General features: G+C 39.9%; 15 protein-coding genes. 8 read left to right on the top strand and 7 right to left on the bottom strand.

Annotated elements, in window-relative coordinates; all coding sequences use genetic code 11:
• Positions 1-157: 157 nt before the first annotated feature.
• The 5 genes from O3640_RS02575 to malQ form a co-directional block, all read right to left on the bottom strand.
• Complete coding sequence (locus tag O3640_RS02575) at positions 158-736, bottom strand: nucleotidyltransferase family protein (RefSeq protein WP_195321777.1); 579 nt, start codon at positions 734-736, stop codon at positions 158-160.
• A gap of 4 nt (positions 737-740) precedes the next feature.
• Complete coding sequence (ruvB, locus tag O3640_RS02580) at positions 741-1,739, bottom strand: Holliday junction branch migration DNA helicase RuvB (protein WP_195321779.1); 999 nt, start codon at positions 1,737-1,739, stop codon at positions 741-743.
• Positions 1,740-1,851: 112 nt separating this feature from the next.
• Positions 1,852-4,722, bottom strand: a complete 2,871-nt coding sequence (locus O3640_RS02585) for a Spy0128 family protein (protein ID WP_227227190.1) — start codon at positions 4,720-4,722, stop codon at positions 1,852-1,854.
• Between the two features lie 303 nt (positions 4,723-5,025).
• Positions 5,026-7,287, bottom strand: a complete 2,262-nt coding sequence (gene glgP, locus O3640_RS02590) for a glycogen/starch/alpha-glucan family phosphorylase (RefSeq protein WP_045772645.1) — start codon at positions 7,285-7,287, stop codon at positions 5,026-5,028.
• A complete protein-coding gene (malQ, locus tag O3640_RS02595) occupies positions 7,280-8,830 on the bottom strand; it encodes a 4-alpha-glucanotransferase (RefSeq protein ID WP_045772644.1) in 1,551 nt (516 codons plus the stop codon). Before malQ ends, glgP begins: the two co-directional genes overlap by 8 nt.
• A gap of 324 nt (positions 8,831-9,154) precedes the next feature.
• Between malQ and O3640_RS02600 the strand changes: the two genes are divergently transcribed.
• From O3640_RS02600 to pulA, 6 genes are all read left to right on the top strand, one after another.
• Entirely contained in the window at positions 9,155-10,420 is a 1,266-nt protein-coding gene (locus O3640_RS02600; RefSeq protein WP_008808134.1) for an extracellular solute-binding protein, read from the top strand.
• 175 nt (positions 10,421-10,595) lie between these two features.
• The gene (locus tag O3640_RS02605) at positions 10,596-11,891 is read left to right on the top strand and encodes a sugar ABC transporter permease (protein ID WP_011999652.1); all 1,296 of its coding nucleotides are present in this window, start codon (positions 10,596-10,598) and stop codon (positions 11,889-11,891) included.
• Position 11,892: 1 nt separating this feature from the next.
• Positions 11,893-12,735 carry a sugar ABC transporter permease gene (locus tag O3640_RS02610; RefSeq protein ID WP_011999651.1) on the top strand — a complete coding sequence of 281 codons (843 nt, stop codon included), beginning with the start codon at positions 11,893-11,895 and terminating at the stop codon, positions 12,733-12,735.
• Between the two features lie 54 nt (positions 12,736-12,789).
• Positions 12,790-13,593 carry a DUF1189 family protein gene (locus O3640_RS02615; protein WP_045772643.1) on the top strand — a complete coding sequence of 268 codons (804 nt, stop codon included), beginning with the start codon at positions 12,790-12,792 and terminating at the stop codon, positions 13,591-13,593.
• A gap of 9 nt (positions 13,594-13,602) precedes the next feature.
• Positions 13,603-14,589 carry a LacI family DNA-binding transcriptional regulator gene (locus tag O3640_RS02620; RefSeq protein ID WP_011999649.1) on the top strand — a complete coding sequence of 329 codons (987 nt, stop codon included), beginning with the start codon at positions 13,603-13,605 and terminating at the stop codon, positions 14,587-14,589.
• Positions 14,590-14,826: 237 nt separating this feature from the next.
• The gene (gene pulA / locus O3640_RS02625) at positions 14,827-16,920 is read left to right on the top strand and encodes a type I pullulanase (protein WP_048776457.1); all 2,094 of its coding nucleotides are present in this window, start codon (positions 14,827-14,829) and stop codon (positions 16,918-16,920) included.
• A gap of 116 nt (positions 16,921-17,036) precedes the next feature.
• Here pulA and nrdI read toward each other — a convergent pair whose 3' ends face one another.
• Both nrdI and O3640_RS02635 read right to left on the bottom strand, forming a co-directional pair.
• Positions 17,037-17,495 carry a class Ib ribonucleoside-diphosphate reductase assembly flavoprotein NrdI gene (nrdI, locus tag O3640_RS02630; RefSeq protein ID WP_045772641.1) on the bottom strand — a complete coding sequence of 153 codons (459 nt, stop codon included), beginning with the start codon at positions 17,493-17,495 and terminating at the stop codon, positions 17,037-17,039.
• A gap of 76 nt (positions 17,496-17,571) precedes the next feature.
• On the bottom strand, positions 17,572-18,081 hold the full coding sequence (locus O3640_RS02635) for a hypothetical protein (protein WP_045772640.1): 510 nt from the start codon (positions 18,079-18,081) through the stop codon (positions 17,572-17,574).
• A 292-nt stretch (positions 18,082-18,373) separates the two neighbouring features.
• On the opposite strand from O3640_RS02635, the gene O3640_RS02640 reads away from it, so the two are divergent.
• Positions 18,374-19,006 carry an HAD family hydrolase gene (locus O3640_RS02640; protein WP_045772639.1) on the top strand — a complete coding sequence of 211 codons (633 nt, stop codon included), beginning with the start codon at positions 18,374-18,376 and terminating at the stop codon, positions 19,004-19,006.
• 63 nt (positions 19,007-19,069) lie between these two features.
• Positions 19,070-20,023 carry a S66 peptidase family protein gene (locus O3640_RS02645; RefSeq protein WP_045772638.1) on the top strand — a complete coding sequence of 318 codons (954 nt, stop codon included), beginning with the start codon at positions 19,070-19,072 and terminating at the stop codon, positions 20,021-20,023.
• Positions 20,024-20,050: the final 27 nt, after the last annotated feature.

The raw sequence follows: 20,050 nt of genomic DNA on the forward strand, positions 1-20,050 counted from the left end.
TTTTCTCCTTTCCAAATAAGCAGGAAAAGACCACCTGATTGGGTGGTCTTTTAGGGAGATTATTATGAAAAAGAAAAGTTTTAGGAGTTCAAGCTAAGTATCCTTAACTTATGATTACAGTATACTCGAGCCAACTTAAAATTATCTTAAAGCAATTTTAAGTTTCTTTTTCTGGCAAATAAATGTCCAACCTAGGCCACTTAGATTGCCATTTTTTCTTTTCCAAACGTTCTCTATAAAGTTTAATCCTTTCCTCATCCGCTAAAAAATGCGGTGTGGGCTTGACTTGAAAGTTAACAAGATCAATCAAGCCATAAGCCGTGAATAACTCAAGATCATCATTTTTTAATAAACGTAAACCAAGAGCTGTACAGGTTTCTGGATATCTACTCATAGCGTCCTGTGAACTAGTATAAGGCTTAGTATTAGGACTATGAATATGCATATAAACTTGATTCTTTACTTCCCAGCTATAGAGTGGATAAGCTTCTCTCAAGCGCTTCTCAATTTGTAACGTCTCCTCATAAGAGACTGTCGGATCAAAGAATATCACATCTATATCTGTTTCAAAATCAAATTTTTCCCGATCGGATAAATGATTCCAGATGAAATTTCTAACACTTCCAGCTGCCAGCCAGCTATCCTGTAAATTCAACTCTCGAATAATCTTTACAACAGTCATTAGATGTTGATCAGCATAGAAAAGGTCTAGAAGATTTTTCTCTTCTATTTCCATAAGCCTATTTCTCCATATATTCATAACCTAAATGTTCATAGGCTTTTCGAGTTGCAACGCGACCCGTTCTCGTTCTCATGATAAAGCCTTTTTGAATCAAATAAGGCTCATACATATCTTCGACCGTTTCACGCTCCTCAGCAATATTTACTGACAAAGTACCTAGACCGACTGGACCACCACCATACAGCTCAATCATAGTTCTCAGAATTTTTTGATCGACATAGTCCAAACCTTCATGATCCACATCTAACATGGAAAGAGCTTGATCTGTGATTGTCTCATCAATCAAACCATTGCCCATAATCTGAGCATAATCTCGAACTCGCTTCAATAGACGGTTGGCAATTCGAGGGGTGCCACGACTACGCAAAGCCAGTTCTTTAGCTGCTTCATGAGTGATATCCATCTCAAAAATTTCTGCCGTTCGCTCAACAATCTCAGTCAAATCAGCTTCTTCATAGTACTCCATGTGCCCTGTGATACCAAAGCGAGCTCTCAGAGGATTGGATAACATTCCTGCACGCGTGGTGGCACCTATGAGGGTAAACGGTGGTAAATCAAGATGGACACTACGATTAGCATCCCCTGAACCAATCATGATATCGATGTAAAAATCTTCCATAGCACTGTAGAGGACTTCTTCTACTGCCATTGGCAGACGGTGTATTTCATCGATAAAAAGAACGTCACCAGGCTCTAAATCATTTAAAATAGCAACCAAATCTCCTGCTTTTTCAATAACTGGTCCCGAAGTCTGCTTGATATTCACACCCAGCTCATTGGCAATCACAAAAGCCATGGTCGTCTTCCCCAGTCCAGGAGGGCCAAATAAAAGAGCATGATCCAAAGCCTCATCCCTTAGTTTTGCTGCTTCAATAAAAATCTTCAACTGATTCTTGACCTTATCTTGGCCAATATACTCCTGCAGATATTGTGGTCGAAGCGTGCGCTCCACCATTTCTTCATCCATCATTTGTTCATTATCTAAAATTCTACTCATGTCACCATTATATCAAAATATCATAGTTTAGGACTATTTTAAATAAAAAAGAGAGCGAGAAACCTTTTTAATGAAGGTTTTCCATCGCTCTCTTTCTTTTTAAACCCAAAGATTAATTAACCTTTTTAGTACGATATAAGAAGACTGAAGCTGCAAGAAGCAGGAAGCCAACAAGAACAGAGAAGGCTGAGGACTCAGCTGTTCCTGTCTTAGGCAATTCTTTCTTCACTTCTTTTTTAGGTTCTTCCTTCTTAGGATCTTCATGCTTATCACCTGATGGTTTTGGTTTTTCTTCAGATGATGTTGGAGGTGTTTTAGCAGCATACGTATTGGTAAAGGTTGGTCCGTTACCAGTAACGGTCGCTACAAGTTTACCATTCGTATCATAAGCAACTTCTACAGTCACTTTGTGAACTGTCTTATCATAAGTCACACCTGCTTCATTACCAGCTTTTTCAGTAATAGTGTATTCATACTTACCTGGTGAAGTGAAGCTTTGTGATTTAAAGGTTACCGAACCATCCGCTTTATTCTTAGCAGTATCCACTACGTTACCTTGATAAGTCAACTCAAATTCAAACTGACCATCTTTCAGCTCTTTACCAGTCAAGACTTTGTTTGCTTGAATAGTTGCAGTGGCTGGAGTTGGTTGTTGCGGATTTGGAGTTGGCGGTGGAGTTGGTGCAGTGTATTTATTCACAAATGCTGGTTTATTGCCAGTAATTGTAGATACTAACTTACCTTGGCCATTGTCCGCAACCTCTACAGTTACTTTGTGTGAAGTTTTGTCATAAGTCACACCGGCTTCATTACCAGCTTTTTCTGACATAGTGTAAGTATAAGTTCCTGCCTTAGTGTATTCAATTTCTGGGAAACTAATCGAACCATCTGCAGTATTCTTAGCTGTACCAACTACTTTGTCGTTTTCTTTGAGCTCAAACTCATATTTATCAGCCTCAAGGGCTTTGCCATTCAGAACTTTCTTAGCTTCAATTACTGTTTTTCCTGGTTTCGCAGCATAAGTATTGGTGAAGACTGGCTTTTCACTTGTAACAGTTGCTTCAAGCTGACCTTGACCATTGTCCGCAACATCTACAGTTACTGTGTGTGAAGTTTTGTCATAAGTCACACCTGGTTCATTACCAGCTTTTTCTGACATAGTGTAAGTATAAGTCCCTGCCTCAGTGTATTCAATTTCTGGGAAACTAATCGAACCATCTGCAGTATTCTTAGCTGTACCAACTACTTTGTCGTTTTCTTTGAGCTCGAACTCATATTTGTCGGCCTCAAGTTCTTTACCATTTAGAACTTTCTTAGCTTCAATTACTTTTTTACCTGGTTTTGCAGCATAAGTATTGGTGAAGACTGGCTTCTCAGCTGGAACAGTTGCTTCAAGCTGACCACGTCCATTATCCGCAACATCTACGGTTACTGTGTGTGAAGCTGTGTCGTAAGTCACACCTGGTTCATTACCAGCTTTTTCAGTAATTGTATATGTATGAGGGCCTGCAGCAGTATACTCAATTGCTGGGAAAACTACTGAACCATCTGCTTTATTTTTAGCTGTACCAACGACTGTATCGCCTTCTTTGAGCTCGAACTCATACTTGTCAGCTTCAAGGGCTCTGCCTTTCAAAACTTTAATTGCTTCAATAGTTGCTGTAGTTGGTTTAGCAGAGTAAGAATTTACAAATACTTTGTTGTCGTATTTAACACTTGCAAACTTTTCTCCATAGACATCTGTTACTGTAACTTCAGCATTAATGGTCTTGTTATCATAAACATAGCCTGGTTCTTTCTCATCCACTTCTTTGATTTGGTATTTGAAAGTACCAGCTGTTGAGAATTTAATTGCTTTAAATTTAACTTGTCCGTCTTTGTTGTTTTTTGCCGTTTCAACTACTTTGCCATCTGGATCAATCAATTGGAAGATGAATTCATCACCTTTCAATGTTCCACCATTCAGTTGCTTTGTAACTTCAAATTCAACTTTAGAAGGGCGAGCACCTGATCCAATTCCTTCAGTAGTTGTTAGAGGAGCAAAGCCATCTACATCATATACACCATCTGATGTTGTCACTTTCACATTGTTGAATGCTTTCTTGGTAGTATTGTCAACTGGAGCAGTCAAACGAGTACGGTACAAAACATACAGACCTTGTGTACTCAAGTCTCCATTACCATTTGGAGTAATAGTGAAAGAATTTGTACCCGTAACATTTACATGTGAAGCATCCAGTCTTGGACGAGCCTCAGCCTTATTCCATTCAGTAAAGTAATATCCAGTAATTTCACTTGCTAAGACTTGACCTTCAGGGATTGTATCCTCAATCTTAACTCCTGTAACAGGTTTTACATAACGATTGATACGGATACGCCAGTTAACATAATTAGGATCATCAGCATCTTGGACACCCCACTTGGTATAACCAGTAGGATCATCATCTGGTACGATACGAGTCAATCTATATGCCCCTGCACCAGGAATATCAATGCTGTATTCCTTATTTAACTCGACATCATCCGCCCAAACCACAGTGAACAAAGCAGTCAATTCGCGATCTTCTGTCAGATTTTTGAAGTATTCTTCATTAGTGATGGTCACTGTAGCAGAATTAGTTGCAGCATTTGTCTGCAGTTCTGCGATTTTAGTAGCTCCATCCTTGGCATAGATATCTGTCGTGATGTCGCGCTCAACTTTAAACTCTTTTGGCACTTTATAAACCATAAAGTCCCCGTTCTTCAAAGTGGCAGAATTATCAAACTTGTAGGTCGGATTCAGATAGAACTTTCCTTCACCATACTTGGCACCATCAACCAACCGATTATTATTAATGGTTGGAGAGGTTGTCATCGTATAGTTGTTTGACGGTAATTCGTCCGCTTTAACTGTGTAACTTGTTTTTAGTAGAGGTATGAATACCGATACTATTAACAACAGCGTCATAAATGCATGAAAGAGCTTTTTATTCATCTTTTTCACAACATTTTCCTCCTTTATATTTGGGCCCAATCCCTTACTTTATATTATATATTCTTCTATAACACTGTCAAGGATATTTCATCTAATTTTTATGCAATCTATACATAATAAACACGACAAATAGATTTTATACATAAAGTCAAATATAAGGTCATAAAACAGCAGAAAAATGCGACATTTCTTCCTCTTTTTCTATATGCCTACTCCCTTTAACCAGGAAGCTCATATCCTTATCCTTCGAAAAACAAAAACCCCATCAGTCAGAATCAAGGCCTAACTGATGGGGCTATCCAAGAGAATTTTTTATTTATCTAAATGCCACACTTCATCATTGTATTGTTGAATCGTGCGGTCAGCTGAGAAGAAACCAGCTTTAGCAATGTTTACAATAACTTTATCCAACCATGCGTCGCGGTTTTCATAGTCAGCAAGCATTTGCTCTTTGACTTTGATATAGTCTTCTAAGTCAAGGAGAGTCATGAACCAGTCTTTGTTGATCAATTCGTTGTAAAGACGTTCCAAGCGTTCTTTCTTACCTACTGCAAGAACAGCATCACTAACGATGAAGTCAACCAATGGTTTGATAGCTTGACGAGCATAGAATTCGCTTGATTTGTAAGCTTCTTTTGCGTACAGGTCGATAACAGTTTCTGAATCTTCACCGAAGATGTAGATGTTTTCGTCGCCAACCAACTCAGCGATTTCCACGTTAGCCCCGTCCATAGTACCAAGAGTCAAAGCTCCGTTCAACATGAATTTCATGTTACCAGTACCTGAAGCTTCTTTAGAAGCAAGTGAGATTTGTTCTGAGATGTCACATGCTGGGATAAGGAAGCTTGCTGCAGTCACGTTGTAGTTTTCAACCATAACCACTTGCAAGTATGGTGCTACTGCTGGATCATTTGCAATGACTTCTGACAAGCAAAGAATCAAGTGGATAATGTCTTGAGCAATTGTGTAAGCAGGAGCTGCTTTACCACCAAAGAAGACTGTGATTGGACGAGCAGGAATGTTACCAGCTTTGATGTCAAGGTACTTGTGGATCACGTACAAAGCGTTCATTTGTTGACGTTTGTACTCGTGAAGACGCTTGATTTGGATGTCAAAGATAGAATTTGGATTGATTTCCACACCTTGGTGCTCTTTCAAGTGACGAGCCAATTTACGTTTGTTGTGAGCTTTGATGCTTTCCAATTTTTCTTTGACAGCAGCTTTATCTTCATAAGACAAAAGATTTTCGAGTTCTTCTGCTTCGTGGTGCCAACCATTACCAAGAATTTCATCTAAATAGTGAGAAAGGCGTGGGTTAGCATGCATAAGCCAACGACGGAAAGTAATACCGTTTGTTTTGTTGTTGAATTTTTCAGGGTAGATGTCATAGAAAGCTTTCAACTCTGAGTTCTTCAAGATCTCAGTGTGGAGAGCCGCAACCCCGTTAACACTGTATCCATAATGGATATCCATATGAGCCATATGAACACGGTCATTTTCGTCAATGATTTGGACAGCAGGATCTTTGTAAACTTCCTTGACACGTTTGTCAAGTTCCTTGATAATTGGAACAAGATGAGGAACAACTTCTTCCAAGAATTCTAGCGGCCATTTTTCAAGAGCCTCTGCAAGAATAGTGTGGTTTGTATAAGCAGTCATTGACTTGACAATGTTTACAGCTTCGTCAAATTCCAACCCACGTTCTGTCAAGAGACGGATCAACTCAGGGATAACCATTGAAGGGTGAGTATCATTGATTTGTACAACTGCATAGTCTGCAAGATCGTGTAAGTTGCTTCCTTTTTCGATTGCTTCATCAATGATTAATTGCGCACCATTTGAAACCATAAAGTATTGTTGGAAGATACGAAGAAGTTCACCTTGTTTGTCACTATCGTCTGGATAAAGGAAGAGAGTCAAGTTACGAGCAATATCTGTCTTGTCGAAATCAATTCCTTTTTCAATCAAGCTAGAGTCCACAGAATCTAGATCGAAGAGACGCAAACGGTTTTTCTTTTCTGTCTTATAACCTGGTACATCAATGTCATAGAGTGTAGAAGTTAAAGTAAAGTTTGCAAAAGGCACTTGGTAGCTACGAGTAGATTTTACCAACCAGTTTTGATCACTCAACCAGAAGTTAGGGATTGTTGTTTGCTCATTGTTTTTCAACACTTGTTGGAAGAGACCAAAGTGGTAGTTCAAACCTACACCGTCTCCATTTAAACCGAGAGTTGCGATTGAATCAAGGAAGCAGGCAGCCAAACGGCCCAAACCACCATTACCAAGAGATGGTTCTAATTCTACTTCTTCTACTTCAATCAAATCTTTACCTGCATCAGCCAATTCTTTTTTGACATCATCATAAAGGCCAAGGTTGATCAAGTTGTTTGACAAGAGTTTACCAATCAGGAACTCAGCAGAAATATAGTACAATTTCTTCTTTGAATCATTGACAGGTTTAGTTGCACTGTATTCTTTTGTATAGTTCAAAAGAGCAGTATAGAGTTCTTCATTGGTACAATCAGCAATGTTTTTTTGATACGCGTTTTGCACGTATTGCTGTAATTTAGACATTTTTTTCTCCTTTGGAATTCTGATTTACATTGTTTTTGGGTTTAAGTTTTGTATTAATTCGGCGATAAATAGTTGTTAGAGAGAGCAACTCTGCCTCTACCTCTTTAGACAATTCATCTTCTGTCATACGCCATTGCCAGTTGCCACCAATAGTGGATGGCAAGTTCATTCTTGCTGAACCATCTAATTCTAGCAGATCTTGCATGGTTGCGATTGCCATATAGCTAACAGAAGCAAAGATCGTACGGAGCATTGCATGAGGAACAGTTTCGTATTCTTTACGGTTGGTATAAACAGCTAAGTATTCACGAGTTGGATCATCAATCTCATCCTTATACCAGCCAAGAACAGTATTATTATCATGAGTTCCTGTATACATTACTGAGTTATGAGGTGCCAAGTGTGGACTATCAATGCTTTCGTCATCTGGATTGAAGGCAAACTGCAAAATCTTCATTCCTGGAAAACCAGTCTTCTCACGAAGCTCAATGACTTCATCAGTCATAAAGCCTAGGTCTTCCGCAATGATATTTAGTTCTCCCAAAGCTTCTTTCACAGCTTTAAATAGAGCATAGCCAGGTCCTTTTACCCACTTACCAGTTGCAGCTGTTTCTGAATCCGCTGGGATTTCCCAATAAGATTCAAATCCGCGGAAATGGTCAATACGAACGATGTCATAAATCTTAAAGCTTTCACGCAGACGCTCAACCCACCAAGAATAGCCATCTTTATCCATAGCTTTCCAGTCATAGATTGGGTTCCCCCAAAGCTGTCCTGTTTCTGAGAATTCATCAGGCGGACATCCTGCCACACAAGTTGGTTTACCAACAGCGTCTGTTTTAAAGAAATGTGGTTGTGCCCAAACATCAGCACTGTCTGCCGCTACATAGATTGGCATATCTCCGACAATCTCAATATGATGCTTATTCGCATAATCTTTTAAAGCTAGCCATTGTTGGAAGAAGAAGTATTGAGTGACACGATGGTATTCCATCTGTTCGCTCAGGCGCTCACGGTAATCAGCCAAGGCCTCTGGCTTACGCAGGCGAATGTCTTCATCAGACCACTCTGTCCACGCCGCCAAATCAAAGTGCTCTTTGATTGCCATGTAGTCAACATACAGGTCTAACCAGTTGGCATTGTCTGCCACAAATTTTTTATAAGCCTTCAAATCAGAGCTTTGAAGGAAATTTTTAACAGCTTTTTCCAATAGTGGCCGACGTGCTTCGAAAATCTTAGCATAGTCAACAGCTTTTGGATCACTTCCAAAATCCACACCATTTAAATCACTTTCTTGAAGCAAACCTTCCTTTATAAGAAGATCTAAGTCAATAAAGTGAGTATTTCCTGCGAAAGCAGAAAAAGATTGGTAAGGAGAGTCTCCATAGCTAGTCGTGCCTAGTGGCAAAATCTGCCAATAGCGTTGCTTAGTTCTTACCAAGAAATCTACAAAATCATACGCACTTTTCCCAAAAGATCCAATTCCGTATTTCCCTGGCAAAGAAGAAATATGCATGAGAACACCACTTTGACGTTCTTTCATCTTGTCACCTCAATATTTTTCTTAGTTAAAATCTACGTTTTGTTCAACGAAAACGTTTGCGTAGTTCGATTATATCTGTTTTTAGTTTTCTATGCAACCATTTTATAAAAATTTTTTCAATTCTTCAAGAGAATCATCTAACTTTTCTTTTTTTCTTCTATAATATTGACAAATAATTTGTCGGATAAAAAATATTTTTTTGATTTTTTGGAAAAATATCTTGCAAACGGTTACTTTTTGTGATATAATTTTTTCAGTTTAAGAAAACGTTTGCGTAAACTTAAATGTAAATTATTACTTTTTTTATTCTTAGGAGGAATAAACATGAAAAACAAAGCTCTTAAAAGTGCTGCTGTATTGGGTACTGTTGCTGTAGCTAGCTTTATTTTAGCTGCTTGTGGTAGCAAGGCTTCTTCAACTAAATCATCTGAATCTGGTGATAAAAACGTTACTGTTTATGTTGAAGAGCAGTACAAGGCTTACATGGAGAAAGCTGCAGCAGCTTTTGAAAAAGAAACTGGTTCTAAAGTTACTATTAAAACTGGTGACCAAATGGGTGGATTGGACAACCTTTCACTCGACAACCAGTCTGGTAAAGCTCCAGACGTTTTGATGGCTCCATACGACCGCGTAGGAAGCCTCGGTACAGATGGACAATTAAACGAAGTAAAATTAAGCAAAGATAGTAAGACAGATAAAACTACTGAATCTCTTGTGACAACAGAAGGTAAAACATACGGAGCACCTGCTGTTATCGAAACTCTTGTAATGTACTACAACAAGGACTTGATTTCAAAAGCTCCAACTACTTTTGCTGAATTAGAAGAGCTTGCTAAAGACAGCAAATATGCATTTGCTGGTGAAGATGGTAAAACATCTGCCTTCCTTGCTGACTGGACAAACTTCTACTATGCTTACGGACTTCTAGCTGGTAACGGCGGTTATGTATTCGGTGACAATGGTAAAGATCCTAAAGATATCGGTCTTGCTAATGAAGGTGCAATTAAAGGTATCGAATACGCTAAAACTTGGTATGCAAAATGGCCTAAAGGAATGCAAGATACTGAAGGCGCTGGAAACTTGATCCAATCACAATTCCAAGAAGGTAAAACTGCTGCTATCATCGATGGACCATGGAAAGCATCTGCTTTGAAAGAAGCTAAAGTAAACTATGGTGTTTCAACTATCCCAACTCTTCCAAACGGAAAAGAATACGCTGCTTTCGGTGGTGGTAAAGCTTGGGTTATCCCAACTGGTGCTAAAAACCCAGAAGTTGCTCAAAAATTCGTTGACTTCTTGACTTCAACTGATCAACAAAAAGCATTTTACGATGCTACTAACGAAGTACCTGCTAACACAGAAGCTCGCGAGTACGCAGTAAGCAAGAAAGATGAACTGACAGACGCAGTTGTTAAACAGTTCCAATCAGCTCAACCAATGCCAAACATCTCTGAAATGAGTACAGTTTGGGATCCAGCTAAAACTATGTTGTTCGATGCTGTAAGCGGTAAAAAAGACGTTAAAACTGCTGCTGACGATGCAGTGAAATTAATCAAAGATACTATCGCTCAAAAATACGCTAACAAATAATAAAGAACTCTAGGGGTGGGAATTTTCCCTACCCCTTCTTTATTAAAAAGCTATTAAAACAACTACGGGTTTCTTAAAAATTTTGAAAAAAGAGAAATATTTTCTAACATTTAGTTTTATATTCTCTGCTTTCAAAATTTTTAGCCCCTCTTTGAATCTTATTCAGGAGACAAATATGACTAGACAACAGAACCCAAGTAAAGCCTTGTTGCTGTCCCTGATTCCAGGACTTGGACAAATTTATAACAAACAGAAAGCCAAGGGGTTCATCTTCTTAGGTGTGACACTGGCCTTTCTAATCTATTTCTTTGCGATCGCTTCTGGTGAGCTAGGAAATCTTATCACACTTGGTGAAATGCGCGGGCGCGACAACTCCCTCTTTATGTTGATCCGTGGTGCCTTCCACTTAATTATCGTGCTGGTTTATTTCCTATTTTATGCCTTCAACTTAAAGGATGCTCACACAACAGCTAAACGCTGGAATAACGGTATTCCGGTCCATACTACTCTGAAAGAAATGATTCACAGCATCTATGAGAATGGTTTCCCATACTTGCTGATCATCCCTTCTTACGTAGCTATGACTTTTGCTATCATTTTCCCTGTATTGGTAACTCTTCTGATTGCTTTTACAAACTATGATTTCAAACACCTTCCTCCAACAAAACTGCTGGACTGGGTTGGTTTGACAAACTTCAGCAACATTTGGAGTCTCAGCACTTTCCGCTCAGCCTTTGGTTCTGTCCTATCTTGGACCATCATCTGGGCTTTATGTGCTTCAACTTTACAAATTGTTATCGGTATTTTCACAGCTATTATTGCTAACCAGCCTTTTATCAAAGGAAAACGCATCTTCGGTGTTATCTTCCTACTTCCTTGGGCGGTACCAGCTTTCATTACAATCTTGACTTTCTCAAATATGTTTAATGATAGTATCGGTGCTATCAACACCCAAGTTATTCCTTTGCTTAGCAAGGTATTGCCTTTCTTGAACAATACCCTCATCCCTTGGAAAACAGATCCTACTTGGACCAAGGTTGCCTTGATTATGATGCAAGGTTGGCTAGGATTCCCATACATCTACGTCTTAACTTTGGGAATTCTGCAATCCATTCCAAATGATTTGTATGAAGCTGCTTATATTGATGGAGCAAATGCTTGGCAAAAATTCCGCAACATTACGCTACCAATGATTTTAGCTGTTGCTGCGCCAACTCTTATCAGTCAGTATACCTTCAACTTCAATAACTTCTCTATCATCTATCTCTTTAATGCGGGTGGACCTGGTAGTGTCGGTGGAGGCGCTGGTTCAACAGATATCTTGATTTCTTGGATTTATCGTTTAACTACTGGTACTGCACCTCAGTACTCAATGGCCGCAGCCGTAACCTTGATTATCTCAATTATCGTTATCGGTATTTCAATGATTGCTTTCAAAAAACTACACGCATTTGACATGGAGGACGTCTAAGATGAATAATTCTGTAAAATTAAAACGTCACTTTAATCATTTTCTGACTTACCTGTATCTCGTAGTTCTGTCAGTAATCATTATTTATCCTCTATTAATTACGATTACATCAGCCTTTAAAACTGGTAACATTGTCGCCTTCAAACTTGATTTTAATATCGATTGGAGTTTTGACAACTTCAGCAGGCTCTTCTCTGAGACACTCTACGGAACCTGGTACCTCAATACGGTCATCATTGCTGTCTTGACAATGATTGTGCAAACCAGTATAGTAGTTTTAGCTGGTTACGCATACAGCCGCTATAACTTCATCGCCCGCAAGCAAAGTTTGGTCTTCTTCTTGATTATCCAGATGGTACCAACCATTGCTGCCCTTACCGCCTTCTTCGTCATGGCTTTGATGTTGAATGCTTTGAACCAAAACTGGTTCCTCATCTTCCTTTATGTTGGTGGAGGAATTCCAATGAATGCTTGGCTGATGAAAGGTTACTTTGATACCGTTCCAATCTCTCTTGATGAGTCAGCTAAACTAGATGGTGCCGGTCATTTCCGACGCTTCTGGCAAATCGTCCTTCCTCTGGTTCGTCCAATGGTTGCTGTACAAGCACTTTGGGCCTTCATGGGACCATTCGGAGACTATATCTTATCTAGTTTCCTCCTTCGGGATAAAGAATTCTTTACAGTTGCAGTCGGTCTGAGAACATTTGTCAGCGATGTTAAAAATATGAAAATCGCCTTCTTTGCCGCAGGAGCTATCTTAACAGCTCTTCCAATCTGTATCTTATTCTTCTTCCTACAAAAGAACTTTGTATCTGGTTTAACAAGCGGTGGTGACAAGGGATAATCTTGTCCCACCCTGTTTTTTGTCGGACGACTATAAAAATTAGAAAGAGCTACTATGTACCCCTACCCTTTTAATTATTTTTCAAGTATTTTTCAATTTAAAAAAGCTTTTGCTAACCGTAAACTTTTGTCCTGGTTCCAACTGATTTTTACTAGTCTTTTCTTAATTTCTATGACCTTGATTCCTGTGGCATTGCAGACTGCTGCTAAAGAGAGCTATCCATTAGATACCTTTATCGATCAAGTTTTCCAGCCTTTAGATGAGTCTGCTATGAGAGAGCTTAGCAATCATGTTCAGATCAAAGACGGCCAACTAACTTATGATAGTCACTTTGGTGTACAAAAAAATAAAGACGGCCAGGTTATTATCGGACATCACAAGGATACCCGACCAGGAGACAAGTTAACGCTTTATTTTGACAAGGATCATCTCCTGATCAGTAAAAGCAAGAAAGAATTGGCTGCCATTCATTACCAGGCTATCAATCAGGAAGCTTTAAAGGATAAGAAAAGCTTGAGCGAGGCCATCTCCAAAGATTGGTTCCAGCAAAACCGTTTGATTATCAGTCTCTTTTTACTCTTGGTATCTGGCCTGCTCTTGACCTTTAACTTCTTCATTGTGACCTTTGGAGCCAGTCTCTTCCTTTATCTGACTAAAAAATCTAAACTCTTTTCATTTAAAAGGTTCAAGGAATGTTATCATTTCACTCTAAACTGTCTTGGGCTTCCGACTCTCATTGCCGTCTTCTTTGGCATCTTAGGTCAGCCTTTGACTACCATGATTATGATTCAAAATATTCTCTTTGTATTATTTCTTGTTATCGCCTTTTATCGTACGCATTTCCGTGATGAAAATTAGGAGGTCATCATGCCTGTTACTATTAAAGATGTTGCCAAACTAGCTGAGGTTTCGCCCTCAACTGTAACCCGTGTTATCCAGAACAAGTCTACGATTAGTGATGAGACAAAAAAACGGGTTCGCAAGGCTATGAAAGAACTGAATTACCATCCAAATCTAAATGCCCGCAGTCTGGTTAGCAGTTATACTCAGGTTATCGGCCTCGTATTGCCAGATGATTCAGATGCTTTCTATCAAAATCCATTTTTTCCATCTGTTCTGAGAGGGATCTCACAAGTAGCTTCTCAGCACCAATACGCTATTCAGATTGCTACCGGTAAAGATGAGAAAGAACGGATGACAGCCATTTCTCAAATGGTACACGGCCGTCGGGTGGATGGACTTATTTTCCTTTACGCCGAAGAAAACGATCCTCTAGTTCGGATGGCCTACGAAGAGCAATTCCCCTTCCTTATCCTAGGAAAATCTCTTTCTCCTTTTATTCCTTTGGTCGACAATGATAATATCCAAGCGGGGTTCGATGCAACTGAATATTTCATAAAAAAAGGTTGCCGCCATATTGCTTTTATCGGAGGAACTAAAAAGCTCTTTGTAACCCAAGACCGTTATACCGGCTACGAAAATGCCTTAAAAGAGCATCAGCTGGAATTAGATCCTCAGAGCACTGCCTTTGTCACAGAATTTTTGGAAGAAAAAGGTTACCAGTTTACCAAGCGCTTGCTAGCAAAAAATCCAAATATTGATGCCATCATCACTACAGATAGCTTGCTGGCATCTGGTGTTTGTGATTTTCTCTCTTCACAAAACTTAACTATACCAGTCCTTTCTTTTGATTCGGTAGATCCAAAGTTAGACCTGGCTGCCTATGTTGATATCAATACCCTAGAACTGGGTAGAGTGTCCTTCCAAACCATCTTACAGATCATCAATGATACCAAGGAAAATCGGAAAATCTGCTATCGCCAGTTGATTTCCCATAAGATTATCGAACGGTAAATTGATATTCTCATCGGACCGTAAACCGAAATGTTAAAAACACAAGAATAGGGCCTCAATCCCAAATAAAAAATGACAACCGTAGTTACATTCAAGTTAAACTACGGTTGTACTTCTCTTTGGCCTTGCATTTTTATGTTTTTCAATTATTTATACTTACTATTTAATTATTTTTACTAGTAGCCTCTGATGGTGCACGCGCTTTTAGAGCTATCTTATCTTGTATAAAGGAGATTTATGTCTTTTAGAACCTTTCAAGCTTATTTAGATAACATACGACTGATTAATCTTCAGTTACCCATCATTTATGATGCTAAGGACCTGTCCTTTACTTTGGAATCTGACGACCAGGTGATTCCTCTGACTATTCAAACATGTAAATCTTCTACCGAACATTGCCTCTACAGCCTTACTTTGGAAGAAGATATCGATTTGGAACAGCATTATCTCGTCTACGACCAGGACCGCAATAAAACAGTCCTAGCATTCCGACATATTGTCCAAGAACCGATTTTTGATCAAACTTTTGACTACGACCAGGATGATCTTGGTGCAACTTATTCTTCGAAGGCTACTTCTTTTGCCTTCTGGGCTCCTATCTCCGAGCAAGTCCTTATCAAGTTGAAAAAAGATGGCAAAGAAACTGTCTGGCCTCTCCTTCGTCAGGAAAAAGGCGTTTGGAAAACAACGATTCCTGGTGATTGGGAGAGAGCTAGCTACACCTATCTCCACAAGGTCAATGGTCAGTGGCTGGAAGTACATGATCCTTATGCTCTTTCCTCTGAAGCCAATTCTGGTGCTAGCTTTATTATTGATCCAAAGAAACTACTCAATACAACTGGAGTCAAGCGGGCCAAAACACAGCTAAGCCCAACCAAAGCCGTCATTTACGAGATGAGTGTTCGCGACTTCTCTAGCCAAAAGGATGCTGGTTTTAAAGAACCAAGCACATTCCGAGCACTGACAGAGTCTCCCAAGCTAGGCAAACGTAAAATTGGTATGCAGCACTTGCTAGATCTGGGAATCACCCATATCCAGCTTATGCCTGTTTATGATTTTGGTAGTGTAGATGAGAAACACCCTGAACAAGTCTACAACTGGGGCTATGATCCTGTTCAGTATAATGTTCCAGAAGGTAGCTTTGCCAGTGACCCTGAGGACCCTTATGCACGCATTCTAGAATTGCAGGAAACTATCGCAGCCTACCATGAGGCGGATATGAGTTTGATTATGGACGTCGTATACAATCACGTTTATGATGCGGATAGCTTTGCTTTTGAAAAGATAGTTCCTGGTTATTTCTATCGCTTGAATGAACAAAAACAACGAACCGACGGAACTTTCTGTGGTAACGATGTTGCTAGTGAAAGAGCCATGGTCCGTCGCTTCATCAAGCATTCAGTCAAGCAATGGGTGAATCTCTATGGCTTTGACGGTTTCCGTTTTGACCTCATGGGTATCTTAGATATCCAAACTATGAATGAGCTAGCAGAAGAGCTTAAAGAGAGCTACCCAAATGTCTATCTCTACGGAGAAGGCTGGAAAATGGCGACTGGGTTAGACTCAGAGCTCCTAGCCCACCAGTATAATGCGGCAGAATTGACTGATTATGGCTTTTTCAGCGATAATTTCCGTGATACCATCAAAGGAACCATCTTAAACAAACAAAGACTGACTGGATTCGAATGGACTTCCAGCATGGCTAATATCCTAACAGCTAATGTCGGCTTAGAAACAGCAAGCCATTTCCAAAGTCCTCAACAGGCCATTAACTACACTGAGTGTCATGACAATGCGACTGTCTTTGACTACTTTAAAATGGAAGATCCAAACATCAGTCCAAAAGAACGTTTGGCAAGTGCTCGCTTGGCCTTACACTTGGTCTTGCTTGCTCAGGGAGTTCCTTTCCTCCATAGTGGGCAAGAATTCTTCCGCCACAAAGACTTGCTAGATAATAGCTACAACATCCCAGATACTATTAATCGTCTGGACTGGCAAAGCTTACTCAACTACGAAGAAGATGTTGACTTCATTCGTGAATTAATCAGCTTCCGAAAAGAACACCCTCTACTCAGTCTCGAAAGCCGAGAAGAAATCTTGGAGGCATGCCAAGTTGAATGGCTCAATGATTCACTTGTCAGATATCAGATTTCACAGCAAGATGAACAAATGACCATCTTGATTAACTTTGGTTCAAAAGATCAGACCTACCAAAACGAACTAGGTCAGGAAGTCTTTCTATCCTACCCTGCTATCAGCAGCGACAAGGCTATCGCTCCCTTGGCTGACAACTATGTCATTCCTGCTAAGCAAGTCTTGGTCTTGAAATAAATAAAAAGCACGCCTCTAGTAAGTGTACTGACCCCAAAAAGTTAGACAGATAAAATCTAACTTTTGGGGTGCAGTTCAATAAGAGACGTGCTTTTATTTTTCTAATGTCAACTAGTTTAAAGCCGATAGAGTTCTGCGATCTTATCACCAACACGGCTGATATCATTTTGCAGACCACGAAGCTCAAAAGTATCTAGCAGAGGAAAGCCAAAACGTTGAGAATATTGCTTGGCCGTTAAACAATACTGATTGTTGAAATTACGGTTGCCACTACCTACGATACCGAAACATTTTTTATAGTTTTCTTCAAATTCAATAAAGGCTGCTAAATCATTGGTTAAAATCTCAACATCACCAGAGTCAACTCCATTTCCACCCTCTAAATAAGTAGGCAAGAAGGCTACAAACTGATTGTCCATAGCAAAGAAATCTTGGCCCTCTTTGACCAAATCCTTAATATTGACCTGTTCTACTTCAAGATCCGCGTGGCCTTCTTGCAAATAGGCCGTCAGACGCTTGATAAAGCTTGCTGTATTCCCACTTAAACTAATATAAACTAAGGAAACCTTTGCCATTCTATCCTCCTAAAACTAAAAATAACATCTATCCTTTTCTTAAAATTGTAAGACGATAAATGTTATTTGTCAAATTTTAAATAGGCTCTTTTTCCACTTCTAAATCCTTCTGCTGACGCCAGGTATAAAAGAGGACAATAGCTAAAAAGAGGATATTTAGTAAGAGTCCGACTATGGTTACAGCCTTAGGGATCATCATGATTGATTCACGAATCGCTGGATCACTAAAATAATGATAGAGTGGCTGAGAAGACAGATAATCATAAGCCATGACAAGAATGGTAAAGACCGAGTAGGCGGAGTATAGGATGTTGGCTAGAAGTAGCTTCTTCTTGATCAGCAATACAAGTACTGTCGCCAATAAAAGAAGACCCACAAATAGAATCAGAACCTGATTCATACTATGATTCAAATCAAAAACCGCATCATAAAACCGATTGTACTGCTGGGCTACCTTACCTTTTAGCTGCATGACTTCTGCAGGATTCTCTAGTCTTTTTCCTGCAAGAAGGTCCCAGAGACTAAGCAGTCCACCAAAGACAGAGATCAACCAACACACGTACAAATAAATTGCTTTCTTTTTCATATTAACCCTCTATTTATTTTCTAAAATAATAGAATCCGAAGGCTATCGAAAGGGGAAACTGAATGAAGTTTAGAGATTGCATTTTCAGGAGACAGACATACTCTCAAAAAAGTTTGTGTAATGCTAAAAAGTTTTTCTTGCCTTCGGATTTCTATACATTCATTATAAATAACTTTTAAAAAAAGATGCGCTAAAGCTTCTAAAATGCCCCTGATTCTTCTTGAAAAGCCTCTTTTTCAAAAAATCACAGCCTCCTAGCTTGAAAAGAAAGGCTTTGTGATAGAATAAGGCTATGAAACAAGATTACCAAGAGATTCAATGGCTCTTTTTTGATATAGGCTCAACTCTAGTCAATGAAGACAAAGCTTATGAAGTCAGAATAAAAACTGCCATTTCTGGAAAGAATATTTCTTATCAGGAATTCTATGATAAGATGCTCAGCCATTTTAGAAAAAATAAAAAAGGCGACTTAGAAGCCTTAAGCTTCTATGGACTTGAACGCCCAGCTTGGAGAACGGACTTAGAGACTCTCTATCCGCAAACCAAGGAAATATTGGAGCAGCTGGGACAAGAGTATAAATTGGGAATTATCGCTAATCAATTACCTGGCCTAGAACAGCGCTTGAAGGATTTTGGAATTTTAGACTACTTTGACGCTATCTTCTCTTCTGCTGACCTTGGGCTGGCCAAGCCCGACCCCGCTATTTTCAGGCTGGCCTTACAAAAGACTAACTGCTTGCCTCATCAAGCTATTATGATTGGTGACCGCTTGGATAACGATATCGTTCCTGCCAAAAGAATAGGGATGAAAACCATCTGGATCAAACAAGGCTTCGGTAGTTTAGCTCAAGTCAAAAATCTTGAAGAAAGAGCGGACTGGACCGTCGAAAAACTGACTGATGTGCTTCCCATCCTCTTGTCCTAGCTGGCCTTGTCTTTTGAAACGTTCTATTGTATAATATAGTCATTTTAAACAGGAGGTCTTCTTATGAAAAAACTCACACCTGGTATGCACATTCGGGTCGTCAGCCCCTCAGCGTCAATCGAACACATCGGTGGCTTTGAGGCCAATCTAGCCGCCAAGAAGCGCTTGGAAAAGCTAGGATTTACCGTGTCTTTTTCGGAGCATTATTTGGAAAATGATATGTTAGATTCTGCCTCCATCGAAAGCCGGGTGGCAGACATTCATGCTGCCTTTTCGGATGACTCCGTTGATGCTATTCTGGCTACTATCGGCGGTTTCAACTGCAATGAGCTCCTGCCCTATCTAGACTTTGAATTGATTGCTAGAAATCCTAAGATTTTCTGCGGCTACTCAGACACGACAGCCTTGCTCAACGCTATCTATAGCAAGACCGGCATGAAAACCTACATGGGACCGTCATACTCTAGCTTTAAGATGGATGCCCTGCAGGACTATCAGACAGAGAGCTGGCTCAAGGCTGTCAGCCAAACTTCTTATGAGTTGACCCCTAGTGAAAAATGGGGCGACAATGCTTGGTATCTGCCTGATGCCCCACTGACTTTCCATGAAACGGAGTGGAAAGTTTATCACCACGGGCAAGCCCAAGCCACTGTTATCGGTGGCAATCTCTCTACCTTCTCGCTTCTACGTGGTACCCCCTATGCCCCGACAGATGAAAACTATGTCCTCTTTGTTGAAGAGGCGGAGGAAGATGATTATGTGGAATTTGACCGCAATCTAGCCGCCCTCCTTCAGGCCTATCCTAATCCGCAGGCTCTTCTCATTGGCCGCTTTCCAAAAGAATGCCAGATGACAGAGGAGCTGCTCCTATACATCTTGGACAAACATCCAATTCTAAAGACGATTCCTGTCCTCTATGACTTGGACTTTGCCCATACTCAGCCACTCTTTACCATTACCATCGGTGCTCAGGCGACAGTAGATACGGAGACGATGTCTATCAGAATTGATGAATAGCAAGAACTCCTCATTCCAGCTGGAATG

Source organism: Streptococcus sp. 27098_8_75, assembly GCF_041432475.1.
GTDB classification, from domain to species: domain Bacteria; phylum Bacillota; class Bacilli; order Lactobacillales; family Streptococcaceae; genus Streptococcus; species Streptococcus gordonii.